Annotated in this window: 14 protein-coding genes; 7 read left to right on the forward strand and 7 right to left on the reverse strand. The window is 39.3% G+C overall.

The window, feature by feature from the left end; genetic code table 11:
* Window positions 1-74: 74 nt before the first annotated feature.
* Complete coding sequence (locus tag AC012T_RS21395) at window positions 75-347, forward strand: ferredoxin-thioredoxin reductase variable chain (RefSeq protein ID WP_015215888.1); 273 nt, start codon at window positions 75-77, stop codon at window positions 345-347.
* A 104-nt stretch (window positions 348-451) separates the two neighbouring features.
* On the opposite strand, the gene AC012T_RS21400 is transcribed toward AC012T_RS21395, so the two are convergent.
* The 6 genes from AC012T_RS21400 to AC012T_RS21425 all read right to left on the reverse strand — a co-directional run bounded on the left by AC012T_RS21400 (window position 452) and on the right by AC012T_RS21425 (window position 6,171).
* On the reverse strand, window positions 452-673 hold the full coding sequence (locus AC012T_RS21400) for a hypothetical protein (RefSeq protein WP_487060698.1): 222 nt from the start codon (window positions 671-673) through the stop codon (window positions 452-454).
* A 31-nt stretch (window positions 674-704) separates the two neighbouring features.
* A complete protein-coding gene (locus AC012T_RS21405) occupies window positions 705-1,496 on the reverse strand; it encodes a YdcF family protein (protein ID WP_487060699.1) in 792 nt (263 codons plus the stop codon).
* A 68-nt stretch (window positions 1,497-1,564) separates the two neighbouring features.
* Complete coding sequence (locus tag AC012T_RS21410) at window positions 1,565-2,086, reverse strand: hypothetical protein (protein WP_487060700.1); 522 nt, start codon at window positions 2,084-2,086, stop codon at window positions 1,565-1,567.
* A 309-nt stretch (window positions 2,087-2,395) separates the two neighbouring features.
* Window positions 2,396-3,943, reverse strand: a complete 1,548-nt coding sequence (locus AC012T_RS21415) for a bifunctional aminoglycoside phosphotransferase/ATP-binding protein (RefSeq protein WP_487060701.1) — start codon at window positions 3,941-3,943, stop codon at window positions 2,396-2,398.
* Between the two features lie 533 nt (window positions 3,944-4,476).
* Window positions 4,477-4,773 carry a 50S ribosomal protein L25 gene (gene rplY, locus AC012T_RS21420; protein WP_487060702.1) on the reverse strand — a complete coding sequence of 99 codons (297 nt, stop codon included), beginning with the start codon at window positions 4,771-4,773 and terminating at the stop codon, window positions 4,477-4,479.
* 48 nt (window positions 4,774-4,821) lie between these two features.
* On the reverse strand, window positions 4,822-6,171 hold the full coding sequence (locus AC012T_RS21425; protein WP_487060703.1) for an adenylosuccinate synthase: 1,350 nt from the start codon (window positions 6,169-6,171) through the stop codon (window positions 4,822-4,824).
* A gap of 154 nt (window positions 6,172-6,325) precedes the next feature.
* On the opposite strand from AC012T_RS21425, the gene AC012T_RS21430 reads away from it, so the two are divergent.
* The 5 genes from AC012T_RS21430 to AC012T_RS21450 all read left to right on the forward strand — a co-directional run bounded on the left by AC012T_RS21430 (window position 6,326) and on the right by AC012T_RS21450 (window position 13,558).
* The gene (locus tag AC012T_RS21430) at window positions 6,326-8,749 is read left to right on the forward strand and encodes an MASE1 domain-containing protein (RefSeq protein ID WP_487060704.1); all 2,424 of its coding nucleotides are present in this window, start codon (window positions 6,326-6,328) and stop codon (window positions 8,747-8,749) included.
* Between the two features lie 496 nt (window positions 8,750-9,245).
* Window positions 9,246-10,631 (forward strand): diguanylate cyclase domain-containing protein, encoded by a 1,386-nt coding sequence (locus AC012T_RS21435; protein WP_487060705.1) that lies wholly within the window; start codon window positions 9,246-9,248, stop codon window positions 10,629-10,631.
* A 98-nt stretch (window positions 10,632-10,729) separates the two neighbouring features.
* Window positions 10,730-11,767, forward strand: coding sequence for an adenosine deaminase (locus tag AC012T_RS21440; RefSeq protein WP_487060706.1), 1,038 nt, complete (start codon window positions 10,730-10,732; stop codon window positions 11,765-11,767).
* 496 nt (window positions 11,768-12,263) lie between these two features.
* The gene (locus AC012T_RS21445; protein WP_487060707.1) at window positions 12,264-12,998 is read left to right on the forward strand and encodes a Crp/Fnr family transcriptional regulator; all 735 of its coding nucleotides are present in this window, start codon (window positions 12,264-12,266) and stop codon (window positions 12,996-12,998) included.
* Window positions 12,999-13,132: 134 nt separating this feature from the next.
* Window positions 13,133-13,558, forward strand: a complete 426-nt coding sequence (locus AC012T_RS21450; RefSeq protein WP_487060708.1) for a response regulator — start codon at window positions 13,133-13,135, stop codon at window positions 13,556-13,558.
* A 198-nt stretch (window positions 13,559-13,756) separates the two neighbouring features.
* Here the strand turns inward: AC012T_RS21450 and AC012T_RS21455 are convergent, their stop codons facing one another.
* Window positions 13,757-14,083, reverse strand: a complete 327-nt coding sequence (locus tag AC012T_RS21455; RefSeq protein ID WP_487060709.1) for a rhodanese-like domain-containing protein — start codon at window positions 14,081-14,083, stop codon at window positions 13,757-13,759.
* A 150-nt stretch (window positions 14,084-14,233) separates the two neighbouring features.
* On the opposite strand from AC012T_RS21455, the gene mutL reads away from it, so the two are divergent.
* Window positions 14,234-15,892 (forward strand): DNA mismatch repair endonuclease MutL, encoded by a 1,659-nt coding sequence (mutL, locus tag AC012T_RS21460; protein ID WP_487060710.1) that lies wholly within the window; start codon window positions 14,234-14,236, stop codon window positions 15,890-15,892.
* Window positions 15,893-16,089: the final 197 nt, after the last annotated feature.

Here is a 16,089-nt window from a genome sequence, read left to right on the forward strand (position 1 = left end):
TCCGCTTGGCGCTGAAGATGGCCATCTGACTCTTGGTAACAGTAATCGTCTACCTTCAATAGATACAATGAGTCATGGCTGTGGAGATAGTTGTGGAAGAGCAAAAGCTAGGTATAAATAATGTTATGAAAGTTGGCGATCGCGTCCGCGTTAAAGAGTCGGTTATAGTTTATCATCACCCTGAGCATCGCAGCCAGGCTTTTGATCTCAAAGGTACAGAAGGCGAAATTGCTGCTATTGTCACTCAATGGCAAGGTAGACCGGTGAGTGCTAACTTTCCGCTTTTAGTTCAGTTTAGTAAAAAATTTAAAGCTCATTTACGCGAGGATGAATTAGAGGTTATTTAAATACGGGAGGAATCAGGAGTCAGGAGTCAGGAGTGAAATCCGCTTGATGTTTGGCTTTTGATTTTCAGTTTTTACCTCCTTTATTGGCAATATGCTGTAATTCATTAGCGGCGACAAAACCACTGCATAATATTCAGTTCGCCGCGCATTTTTTCTAAGTCTCGGCGATTCTGGGCTGCTGTTGTGTAATACCACTGGCAATGACGCTCAAATTCAGAACGTGTTTGAACTTCATGATAAAACTGGTGGGTTGTTTGGTAGCTGCTAAAGGTTTCGTCAACTTCTGATTGAGGTGATGGGACAATAAATGGTAATTCTTTACTCATTGGTAATAGGTAATAGGTAATAGGTAAGGAATTATAACCAGCCGCGTAAACGGTAGATAAAACTACCAATATATTCTTTTAAGGCGTTGGTAAATTGGTGCAAATTATTAGTATCAGGTAATAAATTTAGTATGGCAGCTTTGGGAGTGTTGGTGATTTCTTGAAATTCGCCTCTGCTAACTAAAAAGTCGGTTGGTGCAGGAATGACATCAATGCCTTGACGTTGAAAGATTTTGAGCGATCGCGGCATATGCATGGCAGAAGTTATTAATAATATCTTCTTTATACCCCTAGCTTCCAGAATTTTACGGACATTTACAGCATTTTCATAGGTATTTAAAGAATCTGGTTCTTCAATTATTACTTCGGCTGGTATGCCAATAGATGTGAGAATGCTGGCCATATCTGTTGACTCTGGAGAACCACTACCACGCCAATCAATGCGACCACCACTTAAGATGATTGTAGGCGCTTTTTGTTGCCGATAGAGTTGAGCCGCATAAATAACCCTATCTCCAGATTCACTTAAATCAACAGTCGGACGAGGCCACCCACCTGATTTAGTCGCACCACCTAAGACCACGATAGCTTGGGCATTGGGTATTTGAGTAAGGGGGATATTTTGCCATTCTAGCGATCGCACCAAAAACTTAGCCACCCAGGCATTACTGCACAGGAGTAATAAAATTAAAGATAGAGAAATTGCGATCGCTGCAATACGTGGACGTTTCCACAACGTCACCAAAGCCACTATCAAGCTTATACTAGCTAATCCTAAAGGATAAAAAAACAGTGGCAGTAGTTTAGAAAGATATAAAAACATAATTCATAATTCGTAATTGGGTAATTGGTTATTAACCTCTCCATCTTCCTCATCCTCCCTGCTACCAATTACTTTCTTTGCCAAAACCGAAAATTGAAATTTCCACTAGTGCGACGATAACGGCGAGTAGATAATCTTTTATTCCTTTTAATTGTCCTCTGGCTAGGTTGTTCAATATCTTCTACTTTGGCTTCTAAAATATCATCTAATAGCTGAGTTCTAGTTGTTTCCTTACTTCTCCACCAAGCAATAATCCAACCGCCACCTAAAGCAGCAATTCCTCCAAATAAGATACTGATTGGCGCGGGATAACCCAAAAATAAACAGCTAAACATAAAAAATAACCAGTATTTTAAAGCTGCATCTATGCCATCATTAGAAGCTACATCTGGTATCTGAGGGTTATTTTCGTTTACTGTTGTGAACCATCCTAAAGTAACGCCACCCATAATCCCTATGAACAAACTCAGGATGAGAGAGGCTCCTGCAAAATTGGCAATAATGGTTAAAATGAAACCGAATACCAGTTGAGAAAAGAAATTTGGCGAAGATGATAATATTTCACTGAGGATATTTTTGTTAGGTGCCATAGCGCAAAAATTAAAAACTCAAAACTTAAAGTGTCAAAGTAATTGATACAGAAGAAGTCAGGAAAGCGCAATGCTCATTGGTGTCAACTTAGAGGATACTTGAAAAGTCATTAGTGATGTAGCAAAGAATTTTAAATCCTCCTAAATTCCCCTTAAAAAGGGGGTTAGGAGGGATAAATAAGTTCCTAAAATCACAGCCAAAAACTTTTAAAACAACCTCTTAGGGTTTGCTGATAACGTCGCTATCAATGAGAGTAGAGGCAGAGTCTCTGTGATAGCATTCCTAGTCAGAGACTAGGAACGAGATAATTACGAATTACGAATTATTTCTTGTAATTGTGCCTCTTGAGATTGAGTTGTATCCAATATTTTAATATAGGGTTGTTCTTTGTCTGTAAAGGGTTCAGCCTGGTTAAGTTGGGATACCAATAAATCAGCAGTGGCATCAGCTATATCACCCGTGCGGTTAACAAGACGCTCTTGTAATACTTCTAGAGGTGCTGTGCAGTGAATAATTTGTAGAGGTAATTGATATTGTTGGGTTTGAGCGATCGCATTTTCTCGTAAATGCTGGCGGTCATACTTGGCATCTAAAATTACACTCCAACCTTGTTTAGCCAATATAATCCCTAGTCTCAACAATCTGCCATAAGTCTGATCAGTCATTTCGGGTGTATATATTTCATCACCACCACGTTCTAACAGAGGAATTCCTGCCAAATGTTTGCGTACAGCGTCAGAACGCAGGTGAACTGCCCCCAGTTGCCGGGCTAAATGTCTAGCTGTCGTACTTTTGCCAGAACCTGATAACCCCGACATCAAAATTACTTTTCCCTGCTTAGGTTTAGTATATTCCCACGCTTGCCGATAATATGCAGATGCTGTATTGGCAGCTTCTTCTTTCACAGTCGCAGGTACACTTGAATCATCTAATAAAAAAGATGTCACCTTAGCCCGGACATAAGCTTGACGGCTTAAATATAGAGGTAATACTTGCAAACCTTCCCAATCTCCAGTTTGTTCAGCATAAGCATTCAAAAAAGCATTACCTAAATCTTTACGTCCTCGTGCTTCTATATCCATGACCGTAAACGCCACATCATACATGACATCAACGAAGCGAAACGGCTCATTAAACTCAATGCAGTCAAACAGCATAATTTTGTCATGCCACAAAGCAATATTTCTCAGATGCAAATCACCATGACATTCGCGTATGTAGTTATCAGCAATTCTGCTAGTAAATAATTCTGGTCTTTGGGCAAAAAAGTTATCAGTATATGCTTTTGTTTGTGCAAACTGTTCTTGGGTTTGAGGGCCACCAATATAATTTTGAGTTTGTGTGTAATTCTCATTAATAGATAACTGCACTTGTGAGACTTCTCCAAAACTGCGAATGTAATCATTCGTTTGAGCTTGAGAATGGTATTGGGCTACTACCCGTCCCAATTCTTCCAAGTGCATTTCATTTAACTTACCTTGGGCAAAAAGTTCACTAAACAGAGATTCTTGGGGAAACTGACGCATTTTGAGGGCATATTCCACAGTTTCTCCTGTATTTCCCAGCTGATATTGCTCACCTACCAAAGCCACAGGTACAACTTCTAAATATAATTCACCGGCTCCCCGCTGATTTAACCGCAATTCTTCCTGACAAAAATGCGATCGCTTTTCTAAGGTCGAATAATCTAAAAAACCAAAATTCACTGGCTTCTTGAGCTTGTAGGCATAATCACCAGTTAGCAACACATAAGAAACATGAGTTTGAATCAGTTGAATGGGTTCTGTCACCGCATGGGGATAAAATCCTGGTTGTAACATTTGTTGAATTAAAGCTGGCAGAGTGGCTTCTGTCATAGGATTGATATCAGTGTTAGATGTTGGATCTTGAATTGGGACGAATAATTATACCAACTTAAGTTGGATGAGATTCCGGGAACAGTAAAGGTTAAGGGCTGTTAAAATCTAGGTTCAGCCAAAATCTCCAATCCAAAATTGGTATGAGGCTATTTAATTTACTGTAAATAATACAACCTATCTTCATTTGCATAACATGATGTTTAATTTTTAACCGCAGACGAATCTAGCTAAATGCATACAAGCATTCGCAGTGGTAATTTTGGACTTACCTGAGTTCGACATAAGATAATTTGTGGAAGACTCGCCCCCAGTAGGAGTCTCAAACCCTTATTCTCTCGCTCTTAAAAATCATAACTCCGTTCGCGTAGCGTCTCCGTTCGGCGAAGCCGTGCCGTAGGCATAGGAGAAACTCCTAACACCGACCTCAGGTGACGCTGATAGCTTAACAAAAAAACCAGGGGTTAACCTGGTTTAATCAGCAATTATTAAAAAAAATCAGTGCTATAAAAGCAATAATTGATACTTAAACTTTAGTTTTTAGCAGCAAAAAAACTCAAGTGGTATGGTGTACCCTTAGCTGGGTGAATCTGAACTTCACGAAGCACAGTTTTACCATTCCACTCCAATTCTGGGATGCTGAGTTCAATTTCGGTTTTATTAGGAGCAGCTTGTTTAAGCAGGCGTTCAACGACCTTAGCATCAAGTACTAGAGAAATTGATTCAATACCGTTGTGACCGTACAAATTAGCTGGTATTAACCCAGAACGACGCAAAGCTTTTGGTTTGCTGCCTTCTGGACGCTTTTGAGATTCAACTGTAATAGCCATAGTAGTTGTTGGTGGTTAGTTGTTAGTGGTTAGTTGTCAACTCAGTACTCAATACTCAGTACTCAGTAAAGAAACTGGTGTTCCGTCTGGTTGCAATAGAGCGCGTTTTGGCCCGTGGATTGGGTCTTCTACAATTATGGTTTGATCGCGGCTGGCTCCTAAGGAGACGATCGCAATGGGGACTTCCATTAATTCTGCTAAGAATTTAAGATAGTCTAGTGCTTGCTTTGGCAATTCTTCCAAAGAACGGCACTCAGTTGTTGACACTTGCCATCCTGGTAAAGTTTTGTAGATGGGACGACAACGGGCAAACTGACGAGCGCTGGTGGGGAAGTGTTCACACCGTTCACCATCTATATCATAGGCAACACAAACGTTAATTTCCTCTAATTCATCGAGAACATCAAGTTTGGTAATAGCGATACAATCCATACCATTAATACGGACTGCATAGCGACCAATGACTGCATCAAACCAACCACAGCGGCGCTTTCTGCCTGTTGTTGTCCCAAATTCCGCACCGCGATCGCACAACAATTCTCCCACTGCTCCGTGAAGTTCGGTGGGAAAAGGCCCTTCACCAACTCTTGTTGTATAGGCTTTAGACACCCCAATTACCCGATCTATCATCGTTGGCCCTACGCCTGTACCAACACAGGCTCCCCCCGCTACGGGATTAGAGGAAGTGACATAAGGATAAGTTCCATGATCTAAATCGAGCAGTGTACCTTGTGCGCCTTCAAACAAAATATTGCGTCGTCGAAGAATCGCATCGTATATTTTCAGCGAAGTATCGACAACATAAGGACGCAAGCGTTCTGCATACCCTAAATAATCCGCAATTACTGCTTGAGGATCTAAAGGTGGCAGATTATACAACTTTTCTAAAATGACGTTTTTATAATTGATCGTCCACTCCAACTGCTCACGGAGTTCATCTGGGTTCATCAAATCCAAAACCCTGATACCTGTACGCTCAGATTTATCAGCGTAGGTTGGCCCAATTCCTCTACCAGTGGTGCCGATTTTATGAGTTCCCCGTTGCTCCTCTGATGCCTGGTCAATCAACCGATGGTAAGGCATGGTAACGTGAGCAGTCTGAGATATCAGCAGATTAGCAGTGGAAATATTGAGTTTTTCTAGTTGTTCGAGTTCCTTTATCAGCACCTGTGGATCTATGACTGTCCCACAGCCGATAATACACTCAGTATCTGGATACAGAATACCAGAGGGAATTAAGTGCAGCTTAAAAGTCTGACCTTGGACTACTATTGTGTGTCCAGCGTTAACTCCCCCTTGGTAACGTACCACCACATCTGCGGAGCGGCTGAGTAAGTCAGTTATTTTACCTTTTCCTTCGTCGCCCCATTGAGCGCCTATGACAATGACGTTAGCCAAGAGATTATATTAAATGGTAAAGTTTCCACAAACTATAATTGTTAACAAATTTGATGCCCTTTGTCAAGAAATTGGTAATTAGGTAATTGGTGATGGGAAGATGGGAAAAATTAATTATTGTCTGCCTACTATTTCCAATTTACGAATTATCAAAATGTCTGTAAGGTTATCCCAAACTCTTAATTATCTGGGACTTGACATTAAAAGTACCCGTTGGATGGCTCAGGTTTTGGTCATTGCAATTGCCTATCATCTAAGTTCTTGGATGGTAATTAACAAGATACCTATGTCTCTGTACGGTTCGCCCGTATGGCCTGCTGCGGGATTAGCCGTTGGATTTTTGTTAATTTGGGGGCGATCGCGCTGGTTAGGTATATTTTTAGGGGCATTATGTAGTAACTATATCAATGTTAATTTCAACTTACTGTCTCCCTGCTCGGCGATTGGTACAACTATTGGCTCACTGATCACCGTAACACTGATCCTGCGCTTGACGGGTACAAACTATCCCCTCAGACAAGTCAATCATGTAGTGATTTTCACTGTTTGTACTCTGTTTACCGGGTCAATTTTTCAATCACTGATGGGTGTATTCGTCGTTTGTCTGGGTGGGTTCAAAACTTGGAGCGATTGGTTACAAGTTTTCTCTAATTGGTGGATTGGCGATGTAGTAGGAATTTTGGTCTTTACTCCCCTAGTGTTGACTTGGGGGCGCTCATTCCAAGATGTGAAAATCAAACTTTGTCAATATCGGGAGGTATTAATTGCCATAACCAGCTTGATAATTGTTGCCTATCTAGCCCTTGTTAAAAGCCAACCTGTAGAATATCTCCTCTTACCTCCACTACTTTGGTCTGCCTTTCGTTTTGGCGCAAAGATAACCACTTCCCTGGTGGCAATCATCGCTATGATTGCTGCCATTACTACTGGCTATAAAATGGGCGTTTTTTACAAAGTAGCTGTACAGAGTAGTTCTCTGTTGTTACTACAAATATTCATTGGCGTAATTGCTATGACTATCATGGCTGTGCTGGCAATTGTGGCAGAAAACCGCTGTGCAGAAATTCGCTTGCAAAACGCCAACTCCGATCTAGAAAAACGAGTTTTTGAACGCACTAGAGATCTACAAGAAAGTGAAGCTAAGGCACAGGAACTAGCTACCAAAGCCGAAGCGGCTAATCAAGCCAAAAGTGCATTTATTGCCAATATGAGTCATGAATTACGAACACCCCTCAATGCAGTGATAGGGTTTTCACAATTGATGTTACGGGCTAATAATCTACCCTCTGACCAATATGAAAATGCAGGTATTATTTATCGAAGCGGTGACTACTTACTAACTCTCATTAATCATATTCTCGATTTATCCAAAATCGAAGCTGGTAAAGCAACCCTGAATTTACACGACTTTAACTTTTATCGCTTACTCGATGATTTAGAAGATATGTTGCATCTGCGGGCAAGCGATGCTGGATTAGAACTAATATTCGAGCGGACTCAAAATGTCCCTCAGTATATCTGCACCGATGAAGTCAAACTACGTCAGGTTTTAATTAATTTACTTACTAATGCAATCAAATTCACACTTCATGGATCGATTGTCTTGAGTGTTGATAAAGAGGATGAAGACACAGAGGATGTTATTACTCTCAATTTCCGCCTGCGTGATACTGGAGTAGGTATTGCACGGACAGAACTGCCAAAACTATTTGATGCCTTTATTCAAGCACAAGCAGGGCGAGAGATGCAAGAAGGAACAGGTTTAGGTTTAGCAATCAGTCGGAAATTTGTACAACTGATGGGGGGGGATATTTCCGTTGACAGTAAATTAGGACAAGGTACAACTTTCCAATTTTATATTCAGGCGAAATTGGGTCAAGAAACAATCAGCAATAACAGTACAGAAGGGCGACAGCGTGTGGTAGAACTTGCTCCTGGACAGCCTACCTACAGGATTCTCACAGTTGATGATAAGGTTATTAATCGGCAACTGTTGTTTAAACTTCTGAGTCCTTTGGGTTTTGAGATCAAAGAAGCTAGTAACGGACAAGAAGCGATCGCAATTTGGGATGAATGGGAACCTCATTTAATTTGGATGGATATGAGGATGCCAATTATGGATGGTTACGAAGCCACAAAACACATCAAATCCACTACCAAAGGCAATGCAACAGCTGTAATTGCCCTTACAGCCAGTGTTTTAGAAGAAGAGAAAGCCATAGTGCTGTCAGCTGGTTGTGATGATTTTCTGCGTAAACCTTTTACAGAACATACAATTTTTGACGCACTTGCTAAACATCTGGGTGTCAAATATATCTTTGCTGAAACTAATTTTGTAAATTCAGAACATATAGAAGAAAATTCTTTAACATCTGATCATCTTAGATGTATGGATCAAGAATGGATCAATAAATTCTATGAAGCTGTTTTAGAAGCAAACACCAATTATGTCATAGAATTAACCAAGGAAGTTCCGAAAACAGAAACTTTTTTAATTCAATCTTTAACAAAACTTGCCCGGATATTTGAATTTGAAAAATTAGTTGATTTAGTTGAACCTTTAATCAATCATGAATAGCGACGTAGGTAAATATCACAAATTTAGACAAATTCCTCCGGCGCTTAGTCTTGATTATCCTCTTTGTGCTGACAATTGTGGGCGCAGTGGTGCTAGTTGGTTATCTTTCCTACTTTAGTTTTTAATGGATATGCAAATTCCAGATATGGATGGATTTACAGCTACAAAGATGACTTCTTCCCACACCTTTTGCTGAAAATATAATTTTTGACGCTTTTGCTAAACATCTTAGTGTAAGATACATCTTTGCAGAAACTTTATTTGCTAATCCAGAATATTAATAGAAAGCCCCTTAACATCGGAAAATTTAACCTGTATGCTTAGAAAAGGGATTAACCAACTATATGAAGCTGCACTTGAGGCCAATACTAACTTAGTTTTACAACTGGTAGAAAAAATTATAAACCAGAAGTTCAGTTAGCACAATTACTAACACAACTTGCCCATTAATTTAAATTTGAACAGTTGGTTGATTTAGCCGAACCCATGATAACCAATGACTCTTGATTCTCAATCTGAAAACAAAGGTAACATTCTCCTAGTAGATGACATTCCAGAAAACTTACAATTACTCAGCGATTTACTAGTGAAACTCGGCTATACTGTTCGCAGCGTCACTTCTGGGCGAATGGCACTAAAGACAGTAAAAATAAAGCAACCAGATGTCATATTATTAGATATCAAGATGCCAGAAATGGATGGCTATCAAGTATGTCAAATTCTCAAGGCAGATGAAAATTTACGACATATTCCTGTTATTTTTATTAGTGCTTTAGATGATGTTTTTGATAAAGTTGTTGCTTTTAATTCAGGTGGTATAGATTACATTACAAAACCTTTTCAAATTGAAGAAGTAGTCGCACGTTTGGAAAACCAATTGATTATTCAACGTCAGCAACGCTTGCTACAAAAAGAAGTTAATAATCGCAGAGAAGCAGAAGAGGTTCTTCATCATTCTAGGGCTTTATTAGCTAGTATTTTAAATAGCTCTCTGGATGGTATTGCAGCTATGCAAGCTGTTCGGAATCCCGCTACCGGAGATATTGAAGATTTTCGTTGTTTGGTTGTAAATCCTGTGATTGCTAGAGTCTTTGAACGTAGTCGGGAAGATTTAATTGGTAAATTGGTATTAAGGAAATTTCTCAAGAATATTGAGCCAGAACTTTTTGATCAATTTGTGGAAATTGTAGAAACAGCAGACCCTCTAGAAAGAGATTTTTACTATCCATCTGGTGAGTCTTCTTGGTTTCACTTTGTGGCTGTAAAATTAGGTGATGGTTTTGCTATTACTATTCGTGATATTACTACGCGAAAAGAAATTGAACTTGCTCTTCAACAGGCAAATCAAAGACTGGAAATACTGGCAAATTTGGATGCTTTAACTCAGGTGGCTAACCGTCGTTGTTTCAATGAGCGTTTGTTACAGGAATGGGAAGAACTAGCACGATTCAAGCAGCCACTTTCCCTGATTATTTTCGATATTGATTACTTCAAATACTACAATGACTATTATGGGCATCTTGCAGGTGATGATTGCTTGTTCCAAATTGCCCAATCAGTGTATCAATTAGTTCGTCATCTTGATGTAAGTCGTCCTTCAGATTTGGTAGCTCGTTACGGTGGAGAGGAATTTACGATACTTCTACCGAAGACGGATTTAGAGGGTGGGATAAAAGTAGCAGCTAGAATTCAGCAAATAATTCATGATCTGGCTATTCCTCATGTCAAGTCTGACACCAGGGATATTGTTACAGTCAGTTTAGGAATTGCTACACTTATACCCAGTGTGGAAGTGAAGCCGGATACATTAATTGCTTTAGCAGACAAAGCTTTATACAATTCTAAACAACTGGGGCGCGATCGCTATTCCTCTAATTATTAATTTATCAGTTAAACATAGTTGCTTCTGGTTCAGACATAAATTTTTTTATTTATAATTTTTGTTACAATTAATGAAATTTTTAGATAAAAATTACCATTATGGCCTTATACGCTGAGTTACATAGACACTTGGGGGGTTCAGTCGTTCCCCGTGTGTTGTGGCGGTACTTTGAGCGCCATGCTAAAGATTTAATTTCTCGTTTTGCTGAATATCCAGAATTTGAAGAATTTTACACCCGTCCCCGCAACACTTTAGATGAATATCTCGAATTACACACCTTGGTAGAAAGTGTGCAAACCGTAGAGACTTTACCTTACTTTATCTATCGCTTGCTGCGCGGTGCTTATATCTTTGAAAACTTGGCTTATTTAGAACTGCGTTATACTCCCTATTTGCGGACACCTGAGCATCTAGATCAAGCGGCAAGAATTGATAAAATGACAGAAATTGTGGATATTGTGGGCAAATCTAGCCATTTACCTGAATATCCCATTGTCACTAGCCAAATTCTTTGTATGCACTCCCGTTTACCTTATGAAGTGAATAAGGCAATTGTGGATTTAGCAGCGCAAAATCGAGAATATGTCTGTGCGATAGATGTCGCGGGGGGCGATCGCTTTTATGCTGAACGCATGGAAGAATGGATTAGTTTATATAATTACGCCCATTCTCTGGATATCAAGACCACAGGACATCTTTATGAAACTACAGATGGTTGCTATCCAGTACTTTTACCCTATTTAATGCGAATTGGTCACGGTATCCAAATTCCCCTACTATATCCAGAATTACTTAAAGATGTAGCTCAACGGGGACAGTGTTTAGAAATTTGTCCCACCACATATCTGAAAACCGGAACTTTACAGGATATCCGGCAACTGAAGTTAGTTTTTGACCGTTGTTTTGAAGCGGGTGTTGATATTGCGATATGTACGGATAACGCTGGTTTGCACAATATGCGACTACCGTTTGAGTATGAAAATCTCCTGACTTACGACATTATCAATTTTAGTCAGTTACAAGCTTGTCAAGATGCAGCGTTCCGTCATGCTTTTGCTTGGCCTTATACTCAACGTCCGGCATCTTTATTGAATAGGTTGTTGAAACCTGAAACAGATAGAGTGTTGGCAACGTAAGACTATATTTGAATATGACAACTTTTGATTATCCTCTTCTTGAATGCAGGGGATTTTTATTTGGGCATATTCACTGTTTTTGCCTGTTTTATCCTTTATAAGTGACTTAGTTGTAGATGTTAAAATTGATATATTCTGATCCTGATTAACTCGGAGAAATAAAAGGATCGCTCCCTGGCTGCAAAAACAGAAATTTGAAATTGAAAAAGACATAATTCCTGATTTAAATAAATCTAGCAATAGAACAGCTAGACATAAATAGAAATTTTGAACATTAAAGCTATAAATTTCTTTGATTAAAGCTATATTTGATTAAATCAGTAATTTGTTAACTAGATTATCTATAATAAAGATAGGTAATATATTGGTGTGAAAGATTTCCGTTAAAAAGATCACTTTAGAAAATACTTTTTTGACATTAGGGCTAAATACGGATTTTCTCTCTTTATGCCTTGGGTTGCCTTTTCTAAAGACAGCTAAAACAAGGAGAATTATCATGTTATTAAATAATAATTCCCTAAGGTCAAATAATAAACTGCTTGCTGCTTTACCTACCTATGATTTTGATCGTCTTGCTCCACATTTAGAACTTGTTACGCTTTCATCTGGACAAAATATTTACGCAGCAGAAGAATCAATTAAATACATCTATTTTCCTGATACAGCAATTATTTCTGTAATCTGCACAATGGAAAATGGCTCATCAGTAGAAGTAGGTTTAGTGAGTAGTGAAGGAATGGTAGGTATACCCGTAATTTTGGGAGATAACATCACACATCTTAATGCAATTGTGCAAGTTCCAGGCAATGGATTACGAATAGATGCAAATATAGTTAAAACTGAATTTGATCGTGGAGGAGCGATTCAATACCTGCTATTACGCTATATAAAAACTGTCTACCTTGAAGTTGCACAATGTTCGGCTTGTAACCGACTACATATTTTAGAAGAGAGACTTTCTCGATGGTTATTGACAGTTTCTGATCGTCTAAATTCAGATGAATTTCCTCTAACTCAAGAATTTATTTCTCATATGTTGGGTGTGCGTCGTTCTGGGGTGACAGTGGCAGCGAATACCCTCAGTAAAGCAGGATTGATTAATTATCGTCGCGGTAATATTAAGATTCTCAATCGAGAAGCTTTAGAGGCAAGTTCCTGTGAGTGTTATCAAGTAATTAAAAATGAATATGTAAGGTTATTAAGCAATTCACCTCAACATTATTGCGATTGAATATTTTCAGCAAGTCCTATGTACAAAACCGGACAGACAGCTAATATTTAGCTTGCATAATATAAAGGAGTAAATACTTTTTTGTTTCTTTATTTTTACAAATCAAGCTGTTAAAAATAAATACAGGTAAATTCATGTATAACCAATCTATCCATCTTGATAAATTAAGATTACTGATTGTCGATGATGACAGTGACACCAGGCAAATACTGACTTTATTATTTGAATTGGAGGGTGCAGAGATTATATCTGTTGCTTCCGCTCGTGAGGCTATAGAAATAATATCTAAATTTAAACCTGATATCTTAATTAGCGACATCTCTCTACCAGATGAGGATGGCTATTCCTTACTACCTAAAGTTAGAAATTTAGAGGCATTACAAGGAAGGTGGTTTCCAGCTATTGCTATGACAGGTTGGGCTTCAGCCGAAGATCAAGAATATACATTGAAGGCTGGTTTTCAGAAGCATCTTTCCAAGCCAGTTAATTTAGATGAGTTAGTTTCTGCGGTTGCTAGTTTGGTTGACTCGAAGCAGTATGTAAATAGTTTTCAGATGTAGGCTCGATTATTCCTTACCTGCTTCCAACTCTTCCTGATAGCTATGCCCGCAGGGCTTTACAGCAAACCCTAATTAGACATCTGGTGAAAAAGATGTAGATATGAGAATCCCTACCCATAGAATTTTTTGACAAGGGTTCTGGAAGACGCATATTTAATTTTCACCAGATGTCTATTGTTATGCGTGTTAAGTTGAGTTTTACACCCCTTCTGTTGCGCCGCCAACTGTTATCCAAGCTGTCAGACCACCTTGGAGTTCAGATACATCAGTAAAGCCAGCGGTTCGTAATGTTTGGGCTGCATGGGCTGCATGAGCGTCATGTTCGCCATAAACATAGATTTGACGTTGTGTATGTAGCGCAGATTTAGCACGAGATGCCAAGTCATCTAGGGGTATTGATATTGCCCCAGTAATATGGCCGTGATTGTAGGTTTTGCGATCGCGCACATCTATAATTGTCAATCCAGGTTGACCCCATTCTAGACGCGACTTTAAATCATGAACATCAGCAACTAAAATACTCATAAGCTGGTTCCGCTTATCACCTCATCAGCAATTTATCAAATATCTTGCTGATAATTGGTTTTCTTTACAATTAATCAAAATTTCTTTTGAGATATTAACAAAATTCTTTTAATCTATTGAATGATTGACTGCGGGGCTAAACTAGAGTTTATGGCATCTACTATTCAAGCTTTACCAACAGAAGTTGTATATTTAATCACGGCTGGAGAGGTAATTGACTCTTTAACCTCTGTGGTGCGGGAATTGGTGGAAAATTCCTTAGATGCTGGTGCCACAAGGATTGTAGTTTCTCTATGGCCACAGCAATGGCGAGTGCGTGTAGCAGATAATGGCTGGGGCATGAACTTGGATGATTTGCAACAAGCAGCAACAGCCCACAGCACCAGTAAGATATCTTCTCCGGCAGATTTGTGGAAAATTACTAGTTTAGGGTTTCGTGGTGAAGCGTTACATAGCTTAACAACTCTGGCAGATTTGGAAATTCTCAGTCGTCCTGTGGGGGGAACAGAAGGCTGGAGGGTGAGTTATGGGAATGGAGGAGAAGTTGTTAAAGTAGAAGTAACTGCGATCGCACCCGGTACAGTGGTGACAGTTGATAATTTATTCGCTAACTGTCTTCCCCGTCGTCAAGGTTTACCCAACCCAGCACAGCAAATGAAAGCCGTACAGAGTGTAATTCAACAAATCGCCCTCTGTCATCCTCAAATTACTTACCAAGTCTGGCAAAATGACCGGGAATGGTTTACTCTGTGTCCTGCGGCAACCGTAGGAAAATTAATACCGCAAATTCTCCCCCAAGTACGACAAGGTGATTTAGAAGAAATTCATTTCCCTCTCCCCAGTCAAAATTCCCCTGCCTCTACATTAGTAATTGGTTTACCAGATAGGTGTCATCGTCATCGTCCTGATTGGGTAAAAGTAGCGATTAATGGCAGACTGATTAAGTCACCAGAACTAGAGCAAACCATACTTTCAGCATTTCATAAGACGTTACCGCGCGATCGCTATCCCGTTTGTTTTTTGCATCTGGCCATCTCCCCTGACCAAATCAACTGGAACCGCAACCCAGCTAAATCAGAAATTTACCTCAACGAACTTAATTATTGGCAAGAACAAATTACCCAAGCCATCAATCAAGCCTTACATATTTCTGAAGCTAATATCAAAGAATCTATTCACACCACACGAGTTAGTAAATTACTCAAAGTTGCAGAAACAAAAGGCGATTACAATTTTCAATCCAAAAGTCAAAATCAAGACAATAATCAGCACTATTTAAAAGCAGTTGCCCAAGTTAGCAATACTTATATTGTCGCCGAACATTCAGGAGGAATGTGGTTAGTAGAACAACACATTGCCCATGAACGAGTTTTATATGAACAACTATGTGAAAATTGGCAAATCGTAGCCGTAGAAACCCCAATAATTCTTTATCAATTATCCCCCGCACAAGTTTCCCAATTACAACGTATCAATTTAGATATTGAACCATTTGGAGAACAAATTTGGGCAATTCGCAACATTCCCGCAATGTTACAACAACGTGAAGACAGCGCCGAAGCACTTTTAGAACTAAGTTGGGGAGGTGATTTACAAACAGCCCAAGTTGCAGTTGCTTGTCGTAGTGCTATTCGTAACGGCACACCCATGAGTTTAACAGAAATGCAAACATTACTAAATGATTGGCAACGCACACGCAATCCTCGCACCTGTCCACATGGTAGACCGATTTATTTATCCTTAGAAGAATCTGCATTAGCAAGATTTTTCCGGCGTAATTGGGTAATTGGCAAAAGTCATGGAATTTGAAGTATTTTTAGAGGATGTTTTAACAGGGTTTTTCTATGTCATGTTGAATGCAGCGGAGTGAAATATCTCTGTTTACAGTAAACATCTCCAAAAAAGTTCGATAGTTCAAAGCCTCTCCCCGTGAACGGGGAGAGGTTTGGAGAGGGGTTCTTAGAGATATGTGAAGTAGCTATGTATTGATGTCTTCCAAACATTCA

Source organism: Anabaena sp. EIM26, from assembly GCF_057568715.1.